Source organism: Aeromicrobium sp. Leaf289 (assembly GCF_001423335.1).
GTDB lineage: Bacteria > Actinomycetota > Actinomycetes > Propionibacteriales > Nocardioidaceae > Aeromicrobium.
Genome location: NZ_LMNK01000002.1, coordinates 454306 through 475595 on the forward strand (window position 1 = coordinate 454306; position 21290 = coordinate 475595).

Consider the following 21290-nt stretch of genomic DNA (forward strand, 5'->3'; position numbering starts at 1 on the left):
GGTGCAGCCGCGTCAGCGGGGCCGACGTCGGGACGGACGGTCGTCGAGACCCCGGACCAGGGCGCCCAGGGCGGCGTCGAGCTCGCGGTCGCTCACGCCGCCGAAGCCGACCACCAGCCCGGTGAGTCCGGAGCTGCGCGCGTAGTCGGACAGCAGCGGTACGTCGAACCCGGCACGGGCCGCCGAGCGGACGGCGGCGTCGGCCCGGTCCGGTGGGAGCAGCCAGGTCGAGTACATGCCGGCGCTCGGACCCGCCGGCTCGGCGTGCGGTGCGAGCACGCCCGCGACGCGCGGCGCCCGGTCGGCGTAGACCCGTCGGGCCGAGCGGACCACCCGGTCGACGTACCCGTCGCGCAGCATCGACAGGAACGCGCGCTGGACCGGCCACGAGATGCCCTCGTGCCGCACCGCGCGAGCGGAGCGGACGGCGTCGAGCAGGTGCGGGGGAGGGACGAGCCAGCCGAGGCGCAGGCTCGGCGAGACCGACTTCGAGGCGGTGCCGAGATAGGCGACGCCGGTGCGGTCGAGCGACGCGAGCGCGGGGACGGGCGCGACGTCGTAGCGGAACTCGGAGTCGTAGTCGTCCTCGACGACCACGGCGCCCCGCTCCCTCGCCGCCGCGAGCAGCGCCACGCGGTCGGCGGCGGGCAGCACGTGGCCGAGCGGGTGCTGGTGCGCGGGGGTCACGTAGGTCGCGACGACGTCGGGTGGCACGGTCGGGGTCCCCCGGGCCGGCACGTCGACCACGGTCCGCCCCGTGGAACGGACCGTGGCGACCGCCGCCCGGTAGCCGGGGTCCTCGACCGCGACCGCACCGGCGGGCAGCACCTCGAGCAGGGCGCGCAGGCCGTCGGTGGTGCCCTGCGTGACGACGACGTCGTCGGCCCCGCACTCCACGCCGCGGAGCCGACCGAGCCGCTCGGCGATCGCGGCGCGCAGGTCGGGGATGCCGCAGGGGTCGTCGTAGCCGGCCGGTGGCGTGGCGGCGGCGACGTCGCGCCAGGCTCGGCTCCATCCCGCCCGGTGGCGCGGATCGATCCACGGCGTGCCGGTGTCGAGTCGTACGAGGCGCGGGTCCGTCGTCGCCGCCGCTGCCTGCTGAGCGACGGCGGGCGAGGGGTGGGCCGTCGCCGTCCCCGCGACGAAGGTGCCCGAGCCGTGGCTCGCGTCGAGCCAGCCCTCGGCGACCAGCTGCTCGTACGCCTGCGTGACCACGGAGCGGGAGACCCCGAGCTCGAGGGCGAGGGCGCGACTCGCCGGCAGCCGCACGCCCCGCCGCAGCGTGCCGGCCGCGACGAGCCGCCGCACGTCGGCGGCGAGCTGCGCCGGCAGGGGCGTGGCGGCGGTTCGGTCGAGGTGCACCGGCAGCGCGGGCGAGCGCGAAGTGGTCTGCACAACCGCGACGATAGTGGCCCTCGACGTCGGACCACTTGGTCGGCACGCTGAGGTCATGGCCGCGATCGACACGTCACCGCTCTCCCCCACCCCACGCACGACCCTGGGTCGCTCGCGCGAGCGCGGGCTCACCGACCGTGCCGCGCTGCACGCGATCCTCGACGAGGCGCTTGTCGCGCACCTGGGCGTCGACGTCGGCGACCATCCCGTGGTCCTGCCGGTCGCCATCGCCGTCGATCCCGAGGGCCCCGACGCCGACGGCACCCTCTACGTGCACGGCTCGGTCGCCGCGCGGTGGATGACCCGATCGCGCCGACGCACCGTCTGCGTCACGGCGACGCTGCTCGACGGGCTCGTCGTCGCGCGGTCGGGCTTCCACCACTCGATGAACTACCGCTCCGCGGTGGTGGTGGGGGAGGCGCGGATCGTGGACGACCCGGACGAGAAGGCGCGCGCGCTCGACCTGACCGTCGACCACGTCGTGCCGGGCCGGTCGGCCACCCTGCGCCGGCCCACCCGCAAGGAGGTCGCGGCCACCGCCGTGCTGGCCGTCCCGTTGCGCGAGGCGTCGGTGAAGGTGCGCGCCGGGGACCCGGTCGACGACGACGCCGACGTCGAGGTCGGCGCGTGGGCCGGCGTCGTGCCGCTGTCGGTCGTCGCGTCGAGCCCGGTGTCGGCGGCGGACTCGCACGACGTCGTGCCGACCGACGTCGCCGAGCGGGCCGCCCGGCTGGGGGCCTGACCCGCACTCACCACCGTTCACCCCCACTCACCACGGGATGCACCCGCAGGTGGGTGGGGGAGCACCATGGTGGGCTCGCGATTCCCATCAGCCGATGGGAATCACCAGGACGGGTCAGAGGTCGCTGGAGACGCTCCAGATGTTGACGCCGTCGACGCTGCCGGCGAGGTCGTCGATGCGTGACAGCTCCTCGTCGCTGAAGTCGACGTTCGCCGCGGCGGCGAGGTTCTCGTCGAGCTGCTCGGTCGACGAGGCGCCGATGAGCGCCGACGTGACGCCGCCGGGCCGGAGCACCCACGAGATCGCGAGCTGCGCGAGGGTCTGGCCGCGCTCCTCGGCGATCGCGTTCAGCCCGCGCAGACGCTCGACCATGTCGGGCGTGACGACGTCGTCGGTGAAGGAGCCGCGCTCGCCCGAGCGCTCCGCCGGCTCGTCGCCCAGGTACTTCGACGTGAGCAGGCCCTGGGCGAGCGGGGTGAAGCCGATCGATCCCATGCCGTGCTCGTCGAGGACCGACAGCAGGCTCGACCCGCTCCCGGCGCCACCGGTCGCGCCGAACCCGGCGGGGCGCGCGTCGGTGCTGCCGGACTCGATCCAGCGGTTGAGCATCGAGTACGAGGGCTGGTGGATGACCAGGGGCGTGCCCAGGTCGCGGGCCACCGCCACCGCCTCGGCCGTCATCTCCGGCGAGTACGACGAGATGCCGACGTAGAGCGCCTTGCCCTGGCGCACCGCGGTGTCGAGCGCGCCGATCGTCTCCGCGACCGGCGTGCCGGGGTCGGTGCGGTGGGAGTAGAAGATGTCGACGTTCTCGACGCTCATCCGCTCCAGCGACGCGTCGAGGCTGCTGAGCAGGTACTTGCGCGACCCGAGCTTGCCGTAGGGGCCCGGCCACATGTCCCAGCCGGCCTTGCTCGAGAGCACCAGCTCGTCGCGGTACGGCTTGAAGTCGGTGCGCATCATCCGCCCGAAGTTCTCCTCCGCCGAGCCGTACGGCGGGCCGTAGTTGTTGGCGAGGTCGAAGTGGGTGACGCCCTTGTCGAACGCGTGCCGCAGGATCTCGCGCTGCGTCGCGAACGGCCGGTCGTCACCGAAGTTCCACCACAGCCCCAGCGAGATCGGCGGCAGCAGCAGGCCGCTCGTGCCGACCCGGCGGTAGTCGAGGTGGGTGTACCGGTCCTCGGCGGCGACGTACGGACGGTGGGTCTCGGGCACGGCGTCGGCCCAGTAGCGCTCCTCGGTCATGGACCCGACGCTACCGAGGCACGCCACTCCTCACCCGTCGAGCCGACCGTGGGAGGGTGCGGGCATGGTCGTGGCGATCGCGGTGCTCGGTGCGCTGACCTTCCTGGCGGTGGTGAAGGTGCTGCAGCCCACCCTGCTGGCCCACCGCGCGCGGCGTCTCGACGACGAGGAGCTGCGACGAGCCGCACCGTTCCTGCGCCGACGCGACGCGGTGCTGCCCGCGAGCGCCTTCGCGGTGTGCGTGGTCGCCTGCGGGTCGGCGTTCGCGTCGCTCGACGGGTCCTGGACCCTCTGGGCCGCGGGTGCGGGTGCGGCGGTGGCGCTCGGTGCGGCCGGGCGTGGATCGGCACCACGGGTCGACGCGGCGCTGCGGGCCAGGGGTGTCCCGCTCGGGGACCGTCCTCGCTACGTCTGGCTCGACCTGACCACCGCGCTGTTCGCGGCGACCTGGATCGTGCGGCTGCTCGCCACCCACGCCGCGTTCCAGCCGCTCGCCGTCACCCAGCTGGTGCTCCTGCCGGCCCTCACGGTCTGCGCCGGTGTCGCCGCATGGGTGGCGCTCCGCGACCCGGTTCAGTGACCGCCGTCCCTGCGTCTCGGACAGTTCCGGGGCACTCGGGGTGTCGCCCATGCCCCGCAACTGTCCGAAACGGAGGGACCTGCCGGGTGGAACGGGTTCCGACTCGACGTGACGTATCGTCCCCGACCCGTCACCCTGGACCCATGAAGACGGTGATCGGGGTGGTGCTCGGCGTCTGCGCCGTCGCGCTCGTCGCCGCAGCGGCGCTGGGCAAGGCGCCGCTCCTGGTGCTGCCGACCCCGTGGGGCGTCGGCCTCATCGGCGTGGCCATGCTCGCCGTCCTCGCCCAGCCGTCGGCGGCCCGGTCGGCCCGCACGGCCGCCGTGGCCCTGACCACCGTCGGCTCCGCGGGTGCGATCGTCGCGTGGCTCGCCTGGCTGCGCGGGTTCGGGCACGACAACGCGGTCGGTGGCGCTCCCGACGCGATCGACTCGATGGTCGACCTCGGCTCGTCCACGGCTGCGCTCGCGCTCGCCGCGCTCCTGGTGGTCGCCGGCTCCGCCTCGTCGATGCCCGGCCGGGACCGGCCCGGAGCCGAGACCACCTCACTCAACACCGGCGTCTGACCCCCGCCGCCGACGAGCCCGGACCGAGGTCCCGGCCGGTCTGGCGGCAACGATCAGGCGGGACCGATCAGTGAGGGCGCAGCACGACGAGCGGGACCGGCTGCTCCACACCTGGCCACGTCCCCTCGAGGAGCGGTCCGCCCTCGGGCACGGCCTCGTCGAGCACCCGCCGCACGAGCAGGTCGCCGACGGACGTGACCACGACGGTCACGTCACCCTCCTCGCGCACGTCGACCAGCCCCACCGACCCCGGGTGGGCCTCGTGGCCGGTCCCACGCACCCGGACCGACGGGTCGACGACGCTCGACGAGCCGTCCGGGAGCTCGCGCACCAGCTCGGCCTGGGTGCCACCGGCGAGGACGGACGCCGCGAGCGCCGCCACGTGGACGGGGTCGCCGCACCCGTCGTACACCCAGCGCGGGCCGAGCACCGAGTGCTCCATGGTGGCCACGAGATACGGGTCGGCACCGGCCAGCGGCGCACCCCGGTAGGTCAGCGGCACCTGCACGACCGTGCCGTCGGCGGTGCGGACGAGGTGCGTCTCGAGGCCGACCTCGCCGTCGGGATCCTCCAGCCGGTAGGCGCCGAGGACCTCGATCTCGCCATCGCTCGCCCAGGGTCGGTCCGCGAGGTAGGTCGCGAGGACCTCGGGCTTCGTCGGACGGATCTGCGCGCCGCCGTGCAGGAGTGCCATGGGCCGAACGTACGCCCGGGGCTCAACGCAGGCGCGTGATCTCGACCGAGACGAACAGCTCGGACTCCCCCTGCGTGGAGTAGATGCCGCGCAGCGGGGTGCTGTCGGAGTAGTCGCGTCCGCGGGCCACGAGCACGTGCCGCTCTCCGGGCACCACGGCGTTGGTCGGGTCGTAGCCGCGCCAGTCGCCGTCCCAGTACTCGATCCACGCGTGCGACTCGCCCTGCACCGTCTCGCCCACGACCGGCTCGGACGCGGGGTGCAGGTAGCCCGACACGTACCGGGCCGGGATGCCCGCCCGTCGCAGTGCGCCGACCGTCACGTGCGCGAGGTCCTGGCAGACGCCCGCACCGGCCTGCCACGCCTCGGCGGCCGTGGTGGACACGACGGTCGCACCCGGCAGGTAGCGCAGGTGGTCGTGCACGAGTCCGAAGACCGCGTCCGCGTACTCGCCCGGCGTGGCCGAGCCGGCCCGCAGGCCGTCGAGCTGTGACTCGAGGGCGACGTCGGGCCGGACCCAGTCGTCGAGCACCAGGAACTCGCACCACTCGTCGGCCACGGCCGGCAGGGCGTCCCACCCCACCGTCGGCTCGTCGACCGGGTGCGGGGTGCTCTCGACCGTCGACGTCGCGACCACCGTGAGCGCGTCGTGCGGCTCGTGCACCTCGAACGCCGTGACCACGGTGCCCCAGTAGTCGCGGTACTCCTGCGACCACGCCGTGGGGGTGACCTCGATGCGGGAGCGCAGCACGAACTGGTCGGGCGTCGTCAGCGGCGTCAGGCGCGCCTCGTTGTAGGAGGCCGCCGCGCCCTCGTCGTACGTGAAGCCGGTGACGTGACGGATGCGCAGCTGCATGGGCCGACCCGAGCCACCGCCCTGCGTCTGGGACTGGAGCTGACCGTTCACAGCGCCACCCCTCCCGTCCACGCGTGGTTCTCCGAGTGCGAGAAGTACCGCGCCGAGACCGCCTCGCTGGCCGCTCCGCAGGTGCGCTGGAGCCGCTCCATCTCGATCGGCATCGCCTCGACGATCTCGGCCAGGGGCCGGTACTCCAGCTCGGTGCGCGCCCGACCGAGCAGACGTTGCGCCTCGTCGCCGAACCCGGACCGCTGGCCCCGCGCCTCGAGCCGGCTGAGCGCCCGTTCGGCCTCCATGAGCGCCGAGACCACCGACCGCGGGAACCAGCGGTCCAGCAGCAGGAACTCCGCCGCCTGGCGGTCGCCGTCGAGCCCGCGGTACGCCCGGATGAACGCCTCGTAGGCCCCGCACGCGCGCAACGTCGTCGGCCACGCGACCTGCGTGTCCGACGCGAGCGCCGCGGTCGAGAGCAGCCGAGCGGTCATGTCGACCCGCTCGATGCTGCGGCCGAGCACGAAGAAGTTCCAACCCTCGTCGCGCGGCATGGTGCCGTCGGCGATGCCGTTGATCATGGCCGTACGGTTGCGCACCCACGCGAACATGTCCGGCGGACGCTTCGTGCGTGCCGACGGCAGCCCGCGCCACATGGTGTTGATCGAGGCCCAGATGTCGGTCGACAACGTCTCGCGCGCACCTCGGGCGCCCTCGCGCGCGGCGGTGATCGCCGCGGCGATCGAGCTCGGCGAGTCGACGTTGTGGGCCAGCAGGTCGAGGATCGTCCACCGGTTGATCGACCCGGCGTAGTCCTCGACGCCCATGACGCTCAGCAGCTGCTCGCACGACGCGGCCTCGTCGATGGCCGGGTCCTCGACCAGCACCTGCAGCTGGACGTCGAGGATGCGCGCGGTGTCGTCGGCGCGCTCGAGGTAGCGGCCGATCCAGAACAACGACTCGGCGATGCGACTCAGCATCCGCCCGCCACCTCTCGCTGGGGGTCGTCGGCGCGCTCGAGGTAGCGGCCGATCCAGAACAACGACTCGGCGATGCGACTCAGCATCAGGCACCTCCACCGATCTGGGACTGGCCACCCTGGGACTGGGACTGCCCGTCCTGGGTCTGCGTCTGGGCGGACCGCTTGGGCTTCTTGTCCGGCACGTCGTCGTCCTCGTCGACCGTGTCCTTCGGGTCGGCGGGCGTGAACGGGTCGGCCAGCACCCACGTGTCCTTGGAGCCGCCGCCGCGCGAGGAGTTCACGATCAGCTCGCCCTCGGGCAGGGCCACGCGCGTGAGGCCGCCGGGCAGCACGTACACGTCGTCGCCGTCGTTGACCGCGAACGGACGAAGGTCGACGTGCCGGGGCCGGATGCCCTGGTCCACGAGCGTCGGGACGGTGGACAGCGACACGACCGGCTGGGCGATCCACGCACGCGGGTCCGCGTGGATCTTGCCGCGCAGCTCGTCGAGCTCCTCGGCCGACGCCGCCGGACCGATGACGATGCCCTTGCCGCCGGACCCGTCCACCGGCTTGAGGACCAGCTCGTCGAGCCGGTCGAGGACCTCCTCGCGCTGGTCGACGTCGCCAAGGCGCCAGGTGTCGACGTTGGAGAGGATGGGGTCCTCGCCCAGGTAGTAGCGGATGAGGTCGGGGACGTACGTGTAGATCAGCTTGTCGTCGGCCACGCCGTTGCCCACGGCGTTGGCGATCGTCACGTTGCCCGCGCGGGCCGCGTTCACGAGACCGGGGACGCCGAGCACCGACTCGGGGACGAACTGCATGGGGTCGAGGTACTCGTCGTCGATGCGCCGGTAGATGACGTGCACCGGCTCCAGGCCGCGGGTGGTGCGCATGGACACGCGGCCCTGCTGGCAGACCAGGTCGCGACCCTCGACCAGCTCGACGCCCATCGTGCGCGCGAGCAGGGTGTGCTCGAAGTAGGCGGAGTTGTAGACGCCCGGGGTGAGCACCACGACGTTCGGGTCGCTCACGCCCGACGGTGCCGACGCCCGCAGCGCGGCGAGCAGGTTGCGCGAGTACTGCTGCACCGGGCGGATGCGGTGGTCGGCGAAGACCTCCGGCAGCGCGGCGGACATGGCCGGCCGGTTCGTCATCACGTACGAGACGCCCGACGGCACGCGGCAGTTGTCCTCCAGCACCCGGAACCGGCCGTCGCCGTCGCGGATGAGGTCGATGCCGGAGATGTGCACCCGCACCCCGTTGGGAGGCTCCAGCCCGGCCACGACGCGGTGGTAGTGCGGCGACGTCAGCACCGTCTCGCGCGGGACGACGCCGTCGGTGAACACCTCGCCGGGGCCGTAGACGTCGGCCAGGAACGCCTCGAGGGCCTTGACCCGCTGCCGCACGCCCGTGTCGACGTGCGCCCAGTCGGCCGCCTCGATGATCCGGGGGACGATGTCGAGCGGGAACGGCCGCTCCTCGCCCCCGACGCCGAACGTGACGCCCTGGTCGAGGTAGGCCGACGCGAGCGACTCCGCCCTCGAGCGGATCTCCTCGTTGCCCATCTGCGAGAAGGCGGAGTGCACCCGCGCGTACTCGTTGCGCAGGCTGTCGGCGTCGAACATCTCGTCGAACCCGGCCACGGGCCCGTAGCCGTCGAAGAGGTGCGCGTCGCTCACGTGGCCACCCTAGGCAGAGGAGGTGTCGGTCATGTTTCGTCTCCTGTCTAGCGGACCCCGGCGCCCCGTGCACCCCCGCAGGGGATCCGGCTCGCGCCCACCGAGTCGCACCGGACCTCCAGGACTCCTAGGGTCGGAGCATGAGCGACGACGGGGGCGGACCGCACGAGAAGCCCGGCATCAAGGAGCGCATCGCTGCGGCGAGCCCGTTCCTGGCCCACGTGATCCGGATGCTCGACCACTACGGCCAGCGCCGCGGGAACCTGGCCGCCGGTGGCGCCACCTACTTCGGGTTCCTCAGCTTCTTCCCGCTCCTGGCGGTCTCGTTCGCGGTCGTCGGCCAGCTCGCCGAGGTCTACCCCGACGCCCAGCAGGACTTCGTCGACGCCCTCAGCGGGGTGCTGCCGGGGATCGTGTCGGTCGATCCCGCGCCTGGGCGCATCGCCCTGTCCGACATCGCCTCCAACGCCCCGGCCATCTACACGATCGGTCTGGCCACGGCGCTCTACGCGGGGCTGAACTGGGTCAGCGGATTGCGCGACGGCCTCAACCAGATGCTCGACCTGCCCACCACCGAGGCCGGCAACATCGTCAAGGCCAAGGGAACCGACCTCGTGACCCTCGTGGTCCTGGGGCTCGTGCTCGTGGCGTCGGTGTCGATCGGTGGTCTGCCGGTCGCGCTCGGGTCGACGATCCTCGACGCGGTCGGGCTGCCCGGGCCGCTCGGCACCGTGCTGCTCACGCTGCTGTCGGTCGCGGTCGGCGTGGCGGTCAGCACCCTGCTGTTCTGGGCCATCTTCCGCCTGCTGCCGAAGCCCGACCTCCCGGGCGCCGCCCTCTGGCGCGGGGCACTGTTCTCGGCGGTCGGCTTCGAGCTGATCAAGCAGTTCGCCAGCCTGATCCTCCGTGGCGCCAGCTCGGTGCCCGTCGCGTCGCTCGCGATCGCGCTGACCCTGGTCGTGTGGATCTACTACTTCTCCCGGCTCGTGATGTACGGCGTCTCGTGGGCCTGCACCGATGAGGAGACCTTGGCCGAGATCGCTGCGCTGGAAGGCGCGGGCCTCGGCGAGGACGGGCGCGACCGGGTCGCCGACGACGACGGGGCGTGGGTCGAGGACGACGTGGTCGAGGTCGAGCCGGCCGACGTCGGCTACGTGCGGCCCCTGGCCGTCGGGTTCGGCCTGGGCGCCCTGCTCGGAGGCCTCCTCGGCCGGTCCACGCGCGACGACTGAGCCGGGTCGTACCCTGGGCCTGTGAACGACCAGGCCGAGGGCGACGTCCGGCGCACGGTGTCCCGCACCATGAGTGCCGAGGAGACGGCCGCGCTGCAGAAGGTGCGCCGTCGCACGACCGCCATCTGCTTCTTCGTCGTGGCGATCCACGGCGTCATCGGCCTCGTGGTGGTGGCCGAGGTCATCGCCGGCCAGGACCGACGAAGCGGTGCGATCGTGCTGGTGGTCATGTCCGCCCTGCTCGCCGTCGGCATCAGCATCGCGACCCGCGCCATCCTCGCCGCGACACCCTACCTCTCCTGGCCGTGGGCGCTCGTCTCGCTCGTGCCCTCGGCGGCCGGGCTGTTCTGGGTGCTCTGACCACCCACCCGACACGAAGTCTTCACCCCCCGGTGTCGGGCGCGGCGGCTACCCTGGTCGCGGAAAGGGTGCGCCCATGGCCGACCACGTGCTCGTCCTCAACGCCAGCTACGAGCCGCTGCAACGCGTCTCGCTGCGCCACGCCATCAAGATGCTCGTGCGCGAGGTGGCGGTCATCGAGGAGGAGGACGAGGGCACGTTCGGCCCGTTCCCCAAGCCCAAGGTGCTGCGGCTGGTGCGCTACGTGGTGGCCCGCTGGCGGCACCGTCGGGGTCACCTGTGCACCAAGTCGGCCGTCAAGGCGCGCGACAAGATGTGTGGCTACTGCGGTGGCCGGGCCGAGACCGTCGACCACATCGTCCCGCGCAGCCGTGGGGGCACGCTCACCTGGGAGAACGCCGTGGCCGCGTGCCTGCGGTGCAACCACCGCAAGGCCGACCGGACCCCTGCCGAGGCCGGCATGACGCTGCTCGTCACCCCCGCCGTCCCCCCACCGGGCTTCCTCGTCGGCTGACCGGTCGTCCCGTCGCTGCGTGGCGCCCACCGGGCCAGGTGCCGCGTCCTACGATGGGAGCGCACACGGAAGAGGTGGCGATGACCGAGCGGCGGGCCCTGGGGGCCGGTGACGAGCTCGACGGACGCTACGTGCTGCAGGACCTCGTCACCGAGAAGCTCGGCTCCACCACGTGGCGCGCTCACGACACCGTGCTGGCGCGCAACGTCGGCATCGAGATGCTCCCGAGCACCGACCCGCGAGCCGACAACTTCCTCGAGGCCGCCCGGCAGTCGACCACCGTCACCGACCCGCGGTTCCTGCGGGTGCTGGACCTCGTGGAGTCCGACCACGACCACCACGTCATCGTCCGGGAGTGGGCGCGGGCGTTCCCCCTCGACCAGCTGCTGCGGCAGTCGGCGCTGCCCAACCGTCGTGCTGCCACGGTCGTCGCCGAGGTCGCCGAGGCGCTGGCCCACGCGCACGAGAAGAACCTCTTCCACCGACGTCTGACCCCGCACCACGTGCTGCTCAAGCAGACCGGTGCCGTGCGCATCGTGGGTCTGGGGGTGGCCACCGCTCTCGCGCCCGCCGGCCACCGTGACACCTTCGACGACCTGCAGGCCTACGAGCAGATGGACGTCGAGGCCCTGGGCAAGCTGCTCTACGCCTGCCTGGTGAGCCGGTGGCCCGGGGTTCCCGTCGACGGCCTGAGGTCGGCGCCCGTCGAGCACGGACGGCTCCTGCGCCCCCGGCAGGTGAGGGCCGGCGTCTCGCGCGACGTCGACGCCGTGTGCGACCGGATCCTCGGCCGTCCGCCGATGCACCACCGCACCCCGCTGCGCACGGCCGCAGACATCGCCCGGGCCCTGCGGCTGACCGGTGAGGACGAGTCGGAGGTCGACGACCCGAGCCCGCTGCACATCTCGTCGCCCGACCTGCTGCGGCTCGACCCGGTGATCGTGCCGGCCGGGCCACCCCCGGGCCTGGAGCCGCCGCGCCGCCGGCCCAAGGCCTTCGAGCCTGCTCCGCCCACGACCTTCGAGCGGGGCGTCTCCCGCGCCCGGCGGGCGACGTCGACCGGTGACCGCAAGCTGGTGCTCGCCGGCATCGTCATGGTGCTCCTGATCGCTGCCGGCCTGGCCTTCGTGGTGGGTCGGTCCACCGACGAGGACGCCCCCGTCGCGGGCACCACCCCCGGTGGGGACCGCGCCGCGGTCGAGACGCTGCCCGTGGTCGACGTCCAGGACCTCGACCCCCAGGGAGAGGACGGCGAGGAGAACCCCGAGGAGGTGCCGCTGGCCGTCGACGGGGACCCCGACACCGCCTGGCGCACCACGACCTACTTCAACCGCGCCGACCTGGGCGGCCTCAAGGACGGCGTCGGGCTGGTGCTCGACCTCGGCGGCCCGCGCGAGGTCGAGTCGGTGCGCGTGCTCCTCGGTGGTGCCGGCACGTCGCTGTCGGTGTACGCCTCCAGCCCTGGCGGCGAGGTTCCCACCCGGCTCGCCGACCTGCAGCGCATCGCGGCGCTCGACGACCTCGGCAGCGACGTCACCGTGAGCTTCCCCGAGGGCACCTACACCCGGCGGATCGTCCTGTGGCTCACCCGGCTCCCCGAGGTCAGGCCCGGCGACTTCCAGGGCGAGGTGCGCGAGGTCACCGTGCAGGGCCGACGCTGACCCGTGCTGTCGGCGGTGCCTGGAATGTTCGGCACCTAGACTGCGTTGGAGCAGGGAGAGACCCGTCTACGAGAAGGCATCCATGAGTACTCAGTCGTCCACCGATGGCGTCCGCAACCTCATCATCATCGGCTCCGGCCCGTCCGGCTACACCGCAGCGGTGTACGCGGCGCGCGCCAACCTGGAGCCGCTCGTGTTCGAGGGCTCGGTCACTGCCGGCGGTGCCCTCATGAACACCACCGAGGTCGAGAACTTCCCCGGCTTCCCCGACGGCATCATGGGCCCGGCGCTCATGGACAACTTCCGTGCTCAGGCCGAGCGCTTCGGTGCCGAGCTGATCTCCGACGACGTCACCGAGGTCGACCTCACCGGCGACGTCAAGACCGTGAGCCTGGCCGACGGCAGCACCTACCGCGCCCACGCGGTCGTGCTGGCCATGGGCTCGGGCTACCGCAAGCTCGGCGTCGACCGTGAGGACGAGCTGTCCGGCCACGGCGTCAGCTGGTGCGCCACGTGCGACGGCTTCTTCTTCCGCGAGCAGAACATCGTGGTCGTCGGCGGCGGCGACTCCGCCGTCGAGGAGGCCACCTTCCTCACCCGCTTCGCCTCCAAGGTCACGCTCGTGCACCGTCGCGACGAGCTGCGCGCGTCGAAGATCATGCAGGACCGCGCCATCGCCAACGACAAGATCGAGTTCGCCTGGAACTCCGAGGTCGCCGAGCTGCACGGCGAGGGCCGGCTCGAGAAGATCACCCTGCGCGACACGGTCACCGGCGAGACCCGCGACCTCGACGCCACGGGCCTGTTCATCGCCATCGGCCACGACCCGCGCTCGGAGCTGCTCACCGGCCAGGTCGACCTCGACGACGAGGGCTACGTGCTGGTGAAGCCTGGCAGCACCGCGACCAACCTGCCCGGTGTGTTCGCCGCGGGCGACCTCGTCGACCACACCTACCGCCAGGCCATCACCGCCGCCGGCACCGGCTGCTCGGCCGCGCTCGACGCCGAGCGGTTCCTCGCCGACATGGAGCAGGCCGGGCTGCCCACTCCCGACGTCGCCATGGCCCAGTACGCCGAGTGACCTGCACGCCCACCGACCACCGACCCCACCTGCTGAAGGAGAACCCCATGCCTGACATCACCCCCGTCACCGACGCCGACTTCGACGAGAAGGTCCTCAAGGCCGACGGCCCCGTGCTCGTCGACTTCTGGGCCAGCTGGTGCGGCCCGTGCCGCCAGCTCGCCCCGATCCTCGAGGAGATCGCCGCCGAGAAGGGCGAGGCGCTCACCATCGTCAAGATGGACGCCGACGCGAACCCCGTCACCCCGTCGCAGTACCGGGTCACCGGCCTGCCGACGATGAACCTCTACTACAAGGGCGAGGTCGTGAAGTCGATCGTCGGCGTCCGCCCCAAGTCGGCCATCCTCGGCGAGCTGTCCGAGTACGCCTGACCCGTAGGCGCCTGTGCGCCTGACGTCACGAAGCCCCGGTGCACCGCGCCGGGGCTTCGTCGTTCCTCGAGGACGCGTGGGCCCGTACCTGGTGGGCGCTGGGCTGGGTCTCGCGTGGTGCTGCGTCTCTGCGGGTGGGTCTTCGCGTGCTGCTGCGCCGCTGTGACTGCGAGTGAGGGTGGTCTCCGAAAGGGCCTCGACCGGAGCAGCGGTCTCGTGCCGGCTGGGTCTGCGGGGCCCGGCCAGGGGCCCGTGCGGGCAGAGGTCCTCCCTTCGTGCGGAACGGTCCACGACGAAGGAGAATCACTGCCCACCCCCGCCCACCGGGACGCAGGATTCTGCCTTTGTGCGCAGAAGCTCGAACGGTGCTGCGTTCGCGACGGGATCTCGTAGCGAACGCAGCATCCTTTGCCCCCTCACGCGCGAACGCAGAACGTTGCGTCACCCAGGCCGCGCTCCGCGAGCCCGCCCGAGCCTGGACCCCGCCGCCGGTCGAGGCCTCTCGGAGCGCAGGTCGAGGAGGAGCCCCAGCGACGCAGCGGCACCTGAGAGCCCACCCCAGCGCCGCAGCGACTGGCGACGACGGACGCCGATCACCGAGTCGGCGAAACGCTAAAGTGACTTGTCGATTTGTCGATTTGTCGATTTGTATGCTGTCTGATCTGCTGATCAGTGGTTCCGCGGCGGGTCCATCATGGCCACGATGCGCTCGAGGTCGTCGACCGTCGCGAACTCCACGGTGATCTTGCCCTTGGACTTGCCGAGGTCGACCTTCACCCGGGTGTCGTAGCGCTCGGACAGGCGCGAGGCCAGGTCGGCGAGGCGCGGTGCCGTCACCGTGCGGCCCTGCGTGCGCGAGCGTGACGTGGCCTGGTCCTCGGAGTCGCCGAACTTCACGATCTCCTCGAGCGCACGCACCGAGATGCCCTCGGCAACCACCCGGGCGGCCAGCCGGTCCTGCACCTCGGGGTTGCCCACCGAGAGCAGCGCACGAGCATGACCCGCCGAGAGCACACCGGCCGCCACGCGACGCTGGACCGCGGGCGGCAGCTTCATCAGACGCAGCGTGTTGGTGACCTGGGGACGTGAGCGACCGATCCGGTCGGCCAGCTCCTCCTGGGTGCAGCCGAAGTCCTCGAGGAGCTGCTGGTACGCGGCGGCCTCCTCCAACGGGTTCAGCTGCGAGCGGTGCAGGTTCTCCAGCAACGCGTCGCGCAGGAGGTCCTCGTCGGTCGTGTCCCGCACGATGGCGCCGATGGTGTCGAGGCCGGCGAGGCGGCTCGCCCTCCACCGGCGCTCGCCCATGATCAGCTCGAACGAGCCCGGGGACACCTCCCGCACGACCACGGGCTGGAGCAGGCCGACCTCCTTGATGGAGTGCACGAGCTCGGACATGTCTTGCTCGTCGAAGACCTGACGCGGCTGGCGGGGGTTCGCCACGATGGAGTCCAGGGGCAGCTCGGCGAACCGCGCCCCCGCGACCTCCTTCAAGCCCGACGCCTCGGCCTCAGCGGGGGTCGAGGGAATCAGCGACTCCAGACCTCGTCCGAGTCCACGGCGTGGTGCCATCATGCATCCCCTTCGCTGGTGTGCGCGGCCTGCGCGATCTCGCGGGCCGCCTCGAGGTACGACAACGCCCCGGACGAGCCGGGATCGTAGGTGAGGACCGTCTGCTGGTAGCTGGGTGCCTCGGAGATGCGCACCGAGCGCGGGATCGCCGTGGCCAGCACCTTCGGGCCGAAGTGCTCGCGCACCTGCTCGGCGACGCCGGCCGACAGCCGGGTGCGGGCGTCGTACATGGTCAGCAGGATGGTCGAGATCTCGAGCCGCTGGTTCAGGTGGGCGCGCACGAGCTCGATGTTGCGCACCAGCTGACCCAGACCCTCGAGCGCGTAGTACTCGCACTGGATCGGGATGAGCACCTCGCGGGCCGCCACCAGGGCGTTCACCGTGAGCAGACCCAGGGACGGCGGGCAGTCGATGATCACGTAGTCGATGCGGTCCCCCGCGCGCTCACGCTCGTCGAGGTGGGTCTCGAGAGCCCGCTTCAGCCGCGTCTCGCGTGCCACGAGCGAGACGAGCTCGATCTCGGCACCGGCGAGGTCGATGGTGGCCGGCAGGACGGTCAGTCCCTCGAGCTGGGGTGCGCGCTGCACCAGGTCGCTCATCGGCACGTCCTCCACGAGGGCCTCGTAGACCCCCGGCGTGCCCTCGCTGTGCGGGATGTCGAGAGCCGTCGACGCATTGCCCTGAGGATCGAGGTCGACCACGAGGATGCGCAGACCCTTCTGCGCCAGCGCCGCGGCCACGTTCACCGCGGTGGTCGTCTTGCCGACGCCACCCTTCTGGTTCGCGACGACGAAGACGCGGGTCGAGGACGGACGAGGCAGCTGACTCGTGCTGCGCGCCCGGCGCGCCAGGTCCACATGGTCCTGCGCCTCACGGGCCAGGGGTGTCGAGTCGTCCGGCATCGGCGTCGCTGCGGCCGTCTCGGCTGCCGTGGTGGCGTAGGTCGATGCCGGGCTGGCCTGCTCGGAGATGCCGTGCAGGGGGTGTGTTTCACGTGAAACGCCGCCGAGGCCGCTTCCACCGTCATGGGCGTTCACTTCGTCACCTCCACCACCGTCGTCGGGACCTCGACCTCACCGTACGTCCGGATCAGCGTATCGGTGGCACCGAGGCGTCCGAGGGTGCGCTTCGCACTCTCCAGCTCCTCGGGCGCCGACTGCCCCTTCAGTGCCAGAAGCACCCCTCCCGGCTTCACCAGAGGCATGCACCACTTCGCCAGCTTCTCCAGAGCGGCCACGGCGCGCGCGGTCACCACGTCGAAGGTCTCGTCGACGTCCTCCGCACGCGAGCGCACCACCCTCACGTTCGTCAGGTCGAGCTCCGCCACGACCTCGTCCAGGAAGGTCGTGCGACGCAGCAGCGGCTCGACCAGCGTGACCTGCAGGTCGGGTCGGCCGATGGCCCACACGAGACCCGGCAGCCCGGCGCCGGAGCCGACGTCGGCCACGGTGGCTCCCTGGGGGAGGCGAGGCAGTACGACGCCGCTGTTCACGAGGTGGCGGTCCCAGAGACGGGGCACCTCGCGGGGTCCGATCATCCCCCGCTCGACACCGTCGGAGGCGAGGATGCCGGCGTACCGGGAGACCAACGGCAGCTGGTCATGGAACACCCCCGCAGCCACGGGCGGCGGCGGGGGTGTTTCACGTGAAACAGTCATCCGGAGATCAGTCGTCCGATGCTGGCAGGACCACGACGTGGCGCGAACGATCGGCGCCCTCGGACTCGCTGACCAGGCCGGCTGCCGCAACGGCGTCGTGGACGACCTTGCGCTCGAACGGGCTCATCGGGTCGAGAGCGACGCTCGGCTCGCCGGCGCGGACCCGCTCGATGGCACCGGCAGCCACGGACTCCAGAGCGGTACGACGCTGCGAGCGGAAACCGCCGATGTCGAGCATGAGTCGGCTGCGCTCGCCGGTCTCGCGGTACACCGCGAGACGCGTCAGCTCCTGCAGGGCCTCCAGCACCTCGCCGTCACGGCCGACCAGCTGGTCCAGGTCGCCACCGACGATCGAGACCGACGCGCGGTCGTTCTCCACGTCCATGTCGATGTCGCCGTCCAGGTCCGCGATGTCCAGCAGCTCCTCCAGGAAGTCCGCAGCGATGTCGCCCTCGGCCTCGAGCTTGTCTGCATCCGTCATGCGCCGGTCACTTCCTCTTCTTCTTGTTCGGGCTGGGTCGCGATCCCGACACACGCTGGTTGCGGGTCTGCTTCTTGGGCTGGTTGCGCGTCACGCCGGGGTGCGGCTTCTCCAGCTCCTTCAGAGGATCCTCGGCCACGTTCTTGCCATGCTTCACGTCGCGCTCCTGCTTGGCCTTGAAGGCCGGGGTGCCAGGAGCGGGGTTGTTGCGGATGACGTAGAACTGCTGGCCCATGGTCCAGAAGTTCGACGTGGTCCAGTAGATGAGCACACCCACGGGGAAAGCCACACCACCGATCGCGAAGACAAACGGCAGAACGTAGAGCAGCATCTTCTGCTGCTGGGCGTACGGGCCGGACAGAGCGTCGGGCGGCATGTTCTTGCTCATCAGCTGGCGCTGCGTCAGGAACTGCGTGGCGCACATCGTGATCACCATGACGATGGCGATGATGCGCGTCTCGACGTGCGTGGCGTTCACGAGCGTGTCGGCGATGCGTCCGCCGAGGAAGATCGCGTCCTGCAGCTGCTCGGCGAGCTTCTCGGTCATGAAGCCGCGGGCGCCCTCGGCACCGTTCTTCGCCGCCTGGTCGATCACCCGGAACAGGGCGAAGAACACCGGCATCTGCAGCAGGAGCGGCAGGCACGAGGCGAACGGGTTGGTGTTGTGCTCCTTCCAGAGCTTCATCTGCTCCTGGGCGAGACGCTCCCGGTCGTGCCCGTACTTCTTCTGCAGCTCCTTGATGTGCGGCTGCAGCAGCTGCATGTTGCGGCTGCTCTTGATCTGCTTGACGAAGAGCGGGATCAGCAGGGCACGGATCGTCACGGTGAGGCCGACGATCGCGAGTGCCCACGACCAGCCACCGGCGGGGTCGAGCCCGATCCGGGTGAACAGCTCGTGCCAGACCAGCAGGATGCCGGACACCGCGTAGTACAGCGGCGTCATGATGGCCGAGCCGATCGAGCCTAGGAAGTCGAACATGGTTCTCCAGGGGTGGGGGTGGTCGCCGTCGTGACGGCGAGAGAATCAGGGGGGCCCGACCCACGGCGCGGGGGGACCGGGTCGACGCCGCCGGCGGCCCACGGGTGGCAGCGTCCGACTCGACGTGCCGCCATCCAGGAACCGCGCAGCGCACCGTGCGTCTCGACGGCCTCGAGAGCATAGGCCGAGCAGGTCGGGTAGTACCGGCACACCTGGCCGTACAACGGGCTGATCGCGAAACGATACGCCTTCAGCAGGGCCACCAGCACGGTCCTCATCGACCGGCTCCGGCCGGCATCCGCTGCTCGGCCTTGCGCACGACCGTGGTCAGCGCGAGGTCGAGATCGGCACCGAGCCGCACGCTGTCGGCACGGGCCGACGCCGGCAGGGCGCGGACGACCAGCTTGGAGCCCTGCGGCACCGACGCCGGCGTGCCACCGACCAGGTGAGGCGCCACCAGATGGCGCAGTCGACGCTTCACCCGGTTGCGCACCACGGCGGGACCGACGGCCTTGGACACGACGAAACCGACGGAGGTGTCTCCGTCGGTTCCGATCGAGAGATGCGCGACGAGGGTCGGCGTCGAGGCCTTCGCCCCGCGACGGACGGCGACCTTGAAGTCACCTGCCTCACGCATGCGGTGGGCCCGTCGGAGCACGGCTCAGGCAGACAGCTTCGCGCGGCCCTTGCGGCGGCGGTTGGCCAGGATGGAGCGCCCCGCGCGGGTGCGCATGCGGAGGCGGAAGCCGTGCTTCTTGGCGCGACGGCGGTTGTTCGGCTGGTACGTACGCTTGCTCACGAGAATCAGGTCCTTCGACGTTTCGGGCCGGGGATCGACGGCCACCGCTCGCCCGCGGTGAGGATCTCGATCCGTGGGCATGCGGCAACGGTCGTGTTGCACGACTGCTCCACGGTACGGGGGCGCCGGACGACGGTCAAACTGACCCCATAGGGCACTACGCTGACGCTGGTCCAACCGACACGCCGCACGATCCACACGAATGTTCCGAAGTCGCTTGATCGAGCCTTGGCCGCGCTGCTAGCGTCGCCCGTCTGCGACTTTTCCACAGCGCGCGGCCATCGGGGAGCTGGATGCACACCGTGTGGAAAACCTTGTGGACCACACCACCATCCGGGAGAGATGCATGACCGAGGGCTCAGAGCCGAGCAATGAGGTCGGCGACCTCGCTGCCGCGTGGGAGCAGGCGGTGTCCACACTCTCGATGGGCGCCAAGGTCTGGGTCTACAACGCCGAGCCGATCAGCCGGCACCCCGGGATCTTCATCGTCGGCGTGCCCGACGACCTGAGCCGGGCGCAGCTGGAGTCGCGGGTGCGGCCCGCCCTGGAGCACGCCCTCTCGGCAGAGCTCGGCGAGCAGGTCCGCCTCGTCGTCACGATCGAGCCGGCCCTGGGCGAGAAGTCGTCGGCTGCCACGGCACAGCCCGACGAGCAGCGACCTCCCGTCGAGAGAAGTCCACAAGACGACAAGTCGACATATCCACTGACGTTGGTCAACCAGGCCCCTGACGAGGACGTCGAGGAGATCGACGCCGACGAGTTCAAGCCCAGCTGGGCCCAGGAGCCCGACCCCCACCAGCGACGCACGAGCGTCCACGAGGCACGACTCAACGCGCGCTACCTCTTCGAGAACTTCGTCATCGGCTCGTCCAACCGCTTCGCCCACGCCGCCGCCGTCGCCGCGGCCGAGGCGCCCGGCAAGGCCTACAACCCGCTCGTCATCCACGGTGACTCCGGCCTCGGCAAGACCCACCTGCTGCACGCCATCGGTCACTACGTCCTGAACCTCTACCCCTCCTCGCGCGTGCGCTACGTCAACAGCGAGGAGTTCACCAACGACGTGATCAACGCGATCCGCGAGAACCGCACGTCGGCGCTGCGCCAGAAGTACCGCGAGATCGACGTCCTCCTGGTCGACGACATCCAGTTCCTGGAGAACAAGGAGTCGACGCAGACCGAGTTCTTCCACACGTTCAACGCGCTGCACAACGCCAACAAGCAGATCGTCATGACGTCGGACCGCCCGCCCAAGAACCTGCGCACGCTCGAGGAGCGGCTGCGCAACCGGTTCGAGTGGGGCCTGCAGACCGAGATGCTGCCGCCGGACCTCGAGACGCGGATCGCGATCCTGCGCAAGAAGGCGGCCATCGAGAAGCTCACCGCCCCGGCCGACGTGCTGGAGTTCATCGCCAGCAAGGTCCAGACGAACATCCGCGAGCTCGAGGGCGCCCTCATCCGCGCCACCGCCTTCGCCAACCTGCAGGGCACCACGGTCGACCTCCAGCTGGCGCAGATCGTGCTCAAGGACCTGGTCGCCGAAGGTGAGGAGCCCGAGATCACCTCGGGCGTGATCCTCGCCCAGACCGCGGCCTACTCGGAGTTCTCCATCGAGGAGCTGTGCGGCACGAACCGCAGCCGCGACCTCGTGCTCGCCCGTCAGATCGCGATGTACCTGTGCCGCGAGCTCACCGACATGTCGCTGCCCAAGATCGGCGCCGACTTCGGCGGCCGCGACCACACCACCGTGATGCACGCCGATCGCAAGATCCGCAAGCTCATGGCCGAGAAGCACGCCGTCTACAACCAGGTCACGGAGCTGACGAACCGCATCAAGCAGCAGGCTCGCCAGAACTGACCTGGTCGCCCCTCCA

General features: G+C 71.2%; 25 protein-coding genes. 10 read left to right on the forward strand and 15 right to left on the reverse strand.

Annotated elements, in window-relative coordinates:
- Positions 1-12: 12 nt before the first annotated feature.
- Positions 13-1395, reverse strand: a complete 1383-nt coding sequence (locus tag ASF37_RS06120) for a PLP-dependent aminotransferase family protein (protein ID WP_055962385.1) — start codon at positions 1393-1395, stop codon at positions 13-15.
- Positions 1396-1450: 55 nt separating this feature from the next.
- Between ASF37_RS06120 and ASF37_RS06125 the strand changes: the two genes are divergently transcribed.
- Positions 1451-2137 (forward strand): pyridoxamine 5'-phosphate oxidase family protein, encoded by a 687-nt coding sequence (locus tag ASF37_RS06125; protein WP_055962388.1) that lies wholly within the window; start codon positions 1451-1453, stop codon positions 2135-2137.
- Positions 2138-2251: 114 nt separating this feature from the next.
- Here ASF37_RS06125 and ASF37_RS06130 read toward each other — a convergent pair whose 3' ends face one another.
- Complete coding sequence (locus ASF37_RS06130; RefSeq protein ID WP_056579521.1) at positions 2252-3382, reverse strand: aldo/keto reductase; 1131 nt, start codon at positions 3380-3382, stop codon at positions 2252-2254.
- A gap of 64 nt (positions 3383-3446) precedes the next feature.
- Between ASF37_RS06130 and ASF37_RS06135 the strand changes: the two genes are divergently transcribed.
- Both ASF37_RS06135 and ASF37_RS06140 read left to right on the forward strand, forming a co-directional pair.
- Positions 3447-3962, forward strand: coding sequence for a hypothetical protein (locus ASF37_RS06135; protein ID WP_056579523.1), 516 nt, complete (start codon positions 3447-3449; stop codon positions 3960-3962).
- 143 nt (positions 3963-4105) lie between these two features.
- Positions 4106-4528, forward strand: a complete 423-nt coding sequence (locus ASF37_RS06140) for a hypothetical protein (protein WP_056579525.1) — start codon at positions 4106-4108, stop codon at positions 4526-4528.
- Positions 4529-4595: 67 nt separating this feature from the next.
- Here the strand turns inward: ASF37_RS06140 and ASF37_RS06145 are convergent, their stop codons facing one another.
- From ASF37_RS06145 to ASF37_RS06160, 5 genes are read right to left on the reverse strand one after another with little or no spacing between them, the layout of a single operon-like run.
- Positions 4596-5222, reverse strand: a complete 627-nt coding sequence (locus ASF37_RS06145) for a hypothetical protein (RefSeq protein ID WP_056579527.1) — start codon at positions 5220-5222, stop codon at positions 4596-4598.
- Positions 5223-5244: 22 nt separating this feature from the next.
- Positions 5245-6129, reverse strand: a complete 885-nt coding sequence (locus ASF37_RS06150; protein ID WP_200914418.1) for a transglutaminase family protein — start codon at positions 6127-6129, stop codon at positions 5245-5247.
- Entirely contained in the window at positions 6126-7052 is a 927-nt protein-coding gene (locus ASF37_RS06155; RefSeq protein WP_055962403.1) for an alpha-E domain-containing protein, read from the reverse strand. The genes ASF37_RS06150 and ASF37_RS06155 overlap by 4 nt, the downstream gene beginning before the upstream one ends.
- Positions 7046-7138 (reverse strand): alpha-E domain-containing protein, encoded by a 93-nt coding sequence (locus tag ASF37_RS17105; protein WP_082495336.1) that lies wholly within the window; start codon positions 7136-7138, stop codon positions 7046-7048. The genes ASF37_RS06155 and ASF37_RS17105 overlap by 7 nt, the downstream gene beginning before the upstream one ends.
- The gene (locus ASF37_RS06160; protein ID WP_056557273.1) at positions 7138-8661 is read right to left on the reverse strand and encodes a circularly permuted type 2 ATP-grasp protein; all 1524 of its coding nucleotides are present in this window, start codon (positions 8659-8661) and stop codon (positions 7138-7140) included. The genes ASF37_RS17105 and ASF37_RS06160 overlap by 1 nt, the downstream gene beginning before the upstream one ends.
- A 194-nt stretch (positions 8662-8855) precedes the next feature.
- Here ASF37_RS06160 and ASF37_RS06165 point away from each other — a divergent pair, with 194 nt between their 5' ends.
- The 6 genes from ASF37_RS06165 to trxA all read left to right on the forward strand — a co-directional run bounded on the left by ASF37_RS06165 (position 8856) and on the right by trxA (position 13934).
- Entirely contained in the window at positions 8856-9947 is a 1092-nt protein-coding gene (locus ASF37_RS06165) for a YihY/virulence factor BrkB family protein (RefSeq protein WP_056579529.1), read from the forward strand.
- A 21-nt stretch (positions 9948-9968) separates the two neighbouring features.
- A complete protein-coding gene (locus ASF37_RS06170) occupies positions 9969-10307 on the forward strand; it encodes a hypothetical protein (RefSeq protein WP_055962411.1) in 339 nt (112 codons plus the stop codon).
- Between the two features lie 76 nt (positions 10308-10383).
- Positions 10384-10821 carry an HNH endonuclease gene (locus ASF37_RS06175; protein ID WP_056556876.1) on the forward strand — a complete coding sequence of 146 codons (438 nt, stop codon included), beginning with the start codon at positions 10384-10386 and terminating at the stop codon, positions 10819-10821.
- 80 nt (positions 10822-10901) lie between these two features.
- Complete coding sequence (locus ASF37_RS06180) at positions 10902-12482, forward strand: protein kinase family protein (RefSeq protein ID WP_055962418.1); 1581 nt, start codon at positions 10902-10904, stop codon at positions 12480-12482.
- An 82-nt stretch (positions 12483-12564) separates the two neighbouring features.
- A complete protein-coding gene (gene trxB / locus ASF37_RS06185) occupies positions 12565-13563 on the forward strand; it encodes a thioredoxin-disulfide reductase (protein ID WP_055962424.1) in 999 nt (332 codons plus the stop codon).
- Positions 13564-13610: 47 nt separating this feature from the next.
- On the forward strand, positions 13611-13934 hold the full coding sequence (gene trxA, locus ASF37_RS06190) for a thioredoxin (RefSeq protein WP_055966076.1): 324 nt from the start codon (positions 13611-13613) through the stop codon (positions 13932-13934).
- 669 nt (positions 13935-14603) lie between these two features.
- Here the strand turns inward: trxA and ASF37_RS06195 are convergent.
- From ASF37_RS06195 to rpmH, 8 genes are read right to left on the reverse strand one after another with little or no spacing between them, the layout of a single operon-like run.
- The gene (locus tag ASF37_RS06195) at positions 14604-15506 is read right to left on the reverse strand and encodes a ParB/RepB/Spo0J family partition protein (protein ID WP_055962427.1); all 903 of its coding nucleotides are present in this window, start codon (positions 15504-15506) and stop codon (positions 14604-14606) included.
- Positions 15503-16540, reverse strand: a complete 1038-nt coding sequence (locus tag ASF37_RS06200) for a ParA family protein (protein WP_369815220.1) — start codon at positions 16538-16540, stop codon at positions 15503-15505. The genes ASF37_RS06195 and ASF37_RS06200 overlap by 4 nt, the downstream gene beginning before the upstream one ends.
- The gene (rsmG, locus tag ASF37_RS06205; RefSeq protein WP_235499959.1) at positions 16537-17112 is read right to left on the reverse strand and encodes a 16S rRNA (guanine(527)-N(7))-methyltransferase RsmG; all 576 of its coding nucleotides are present in this window, start codon (positions 17110-17112) and stop codon (positions 16537-16539) included. Before rsmG ends, ASF37_RS06200 begins: the two co-directional genes overlap by 4 nt.
- Before the next feature lie 55 nt (positions 17113-17167).
- Positions 17168-17641: a R3H domain-containing nucleic acid-binding protein gene (locus ASF37_RS06210; protein ID WP_055962437.1), complete on the reverse strand. Its 474-nt coding sequence runs from the start codon at positions 17639-17641 to the stop codon at positions 17168-17170.
- A gap of 7 nt (positions 17642-17648) precedes the next feature.
- Entirely contained in the window at positions 17649-18620 is a 972-nt protein-coding gene (gene yidC, locus ASF37_RS06215) for a membrane protein insertase YidC (RefSeq protein ID WP_055962440.1), read from the reverse strand.
- Entirely contained in the window at positions 18605-18898 is a 294-nt protein-coding gene (gene yidD / locus ASF37_RS16780; protein ID WP_082506424.1) for a membrane protein insertion efficiency factor YidD, read from the reverse strand. Before yidD ends, yidC begins: the two co-directional genes overlap by 16 nt.
- A complete protein-coding gene (rnpA, locus tag ASF37_RS06220) occupies positions 18895-19278 on the reverse strand; it encodes a ribonuclease P protein component (RefSeq protein WP_082495337.1) in 384 nt (127 codons plus the stop codon). Before rnpA ends, yidD begins: the two co-directional genes overlap by 4 nt.
- A gap of 3 nt (positions 19279-19281) precedes the next feature.
- Positions 19282-19419 (reverse strand): 50S ribosomal protein L34, encoded by a 138-nt coding sequence (gene rpmH / locus ASF37_RS06225; RefSeq protein ID WP_055962443.1) that lies wholly within the window; start codon positions 19417-19419, stop codon positions 19282-19284.
- 346 nt (positions 19420-19765) lie between these two features.
- Here rpmH and dnaA point away from each other — a divergent pair, with 346 nt between their 5' ends.
- The gene (dnaA, locus tag ASF37_RS06230; RefSeq protein ID WP_055962446.1) at positions 19766-21274 is read left to right on the forward strand and encodes a chromosomal replication initiator protein DnaA; all 1509 of its coding nucleotides are present in this window, start codon (positions 19766-19768) and stop codon (positions 21272-21274) included.
- The last annotated feature ends 16 nt before the right edge of the window (positions 21275-21290 follow it).

Coding starts and splice junctions, on each gene's coding strand:
- yidD (WP_082506424.1), bottom strand. CDS start 18,898: ATGAGGACCGTGCTGGTGGCCCTGCTGAAGGCGTATCGTTTCGCGATC.
- ASF37_RS06145 (WP_056579527.1), bottom strand. CDS start 5,222: ATGGCACTCCTGCACGGCGGCGCGCAGATCCGTCCGACGAAGCCCGAG.
- ASF37_RS06140 (WP_056579525.1), top strand. CDS start 4,106: ATGAAGACGGTGATCGGGGTGGTGCTCGGCGTCTGCGCCGTCGCGCTC.
- ASF37_RS06130 (WP_056579521.1), bottom strand. CDS start 3,382: ATGACCGAGGAGCGCTACTGGGCCGACGCCGTGCCCGAGACCCACCGT.
- ASF37_RS06210 (WP_055962437.1), bottom strand. CDS start 17,641: ATGACGGATGCAGACAAGCTCGAGGCCGAGGGCGACATCGCTGCGGAC.
- dnaA (WP_055962446.1), top strand. CDS start 19,766: ATGACCGAGGGCTCAGAGCCGAGCAATGAGGTCGGCGACCTCGCTGCC.
- ASF37_RS06125 (WP_055962388.1), top strand. CDS start 1,451: ATGGCCGCGATCGACACGTCACCGCTCTCCCCCACCCCACGCACGACC.
- ASF37_RS06135 (WP_056579523.1), top strand. CDS start 3,447: ATGGTCGTGGCGATCGCGGTGCTCGGTGCGCTGACCTTCCTGGCGGTG.
- ASF37_RS06195 (WP_055962427.1), bottom strand. CDS start 15,506: ATGATGGCACCACGCCGTGGACTCGGACGAGGTCTGGAGTCGCTGATT.
- trxB (WP_055962424.1), top strand. CDS start 12,565: ATGAGTACTCAGTCGTCCACCGATGGCGTCCGCAACCTCATCATCATC.
- ASF37_RS06180 (WP_055962418.1), top strand. CDS start 10,902: ATGACCGAGCGGCGGGCCCTGGGGGCCGGTGACGAGCTCGACGGACGC.
- ASF37_RS06175 (WP_056556876.1), top strand. CDS start 10,384: ATGGCCGACCACGTGCTCGTCCTCAACGCCAGCTACGAGCCGCTGCAA.
- ASF37_RS06160 (WP_056557273.1), bottom strand. CDS start 8,661: ATGTTCGACGCCGACAGCCTGCGCAACGAGTACGCGCGGGTGCACTCC.
- ASF37_RS06165 (WP_056579529.1), top strand. CDS start 8,856: ATGAGCGACGACGGGGGCGGACCGCACGAGAAGCCCGGCATCAAGGAG.
- ASF37_RS17105 (WP_082495336.1), bottom strand. CDS start 7,138: ATGCTGAGTCGCATCGCCGAGTCGTTGTTCTGGATCGGCCGCTACCTC.
- yidC (WP_055962440.1), bottom strand. CDS start 18,620: ATGTTCGACTTCCTAGGCTCGATCGGCTCGGCCATCATGACGCCGCTG.
- ASF37_RS06155 (WP_055962403.1), bottom strand. CDS start 7,052: ATGCTGAGTCGCATCGCCGAGTCGTTGTTCTGGATCGGCCGCTACCTC.
- trxA (WP_055966076.1), top strand. CDS start 13,611: ATGCCTGACATCACCCCCGTCACCGACGCCGACTTCGACGAGAAGGTC.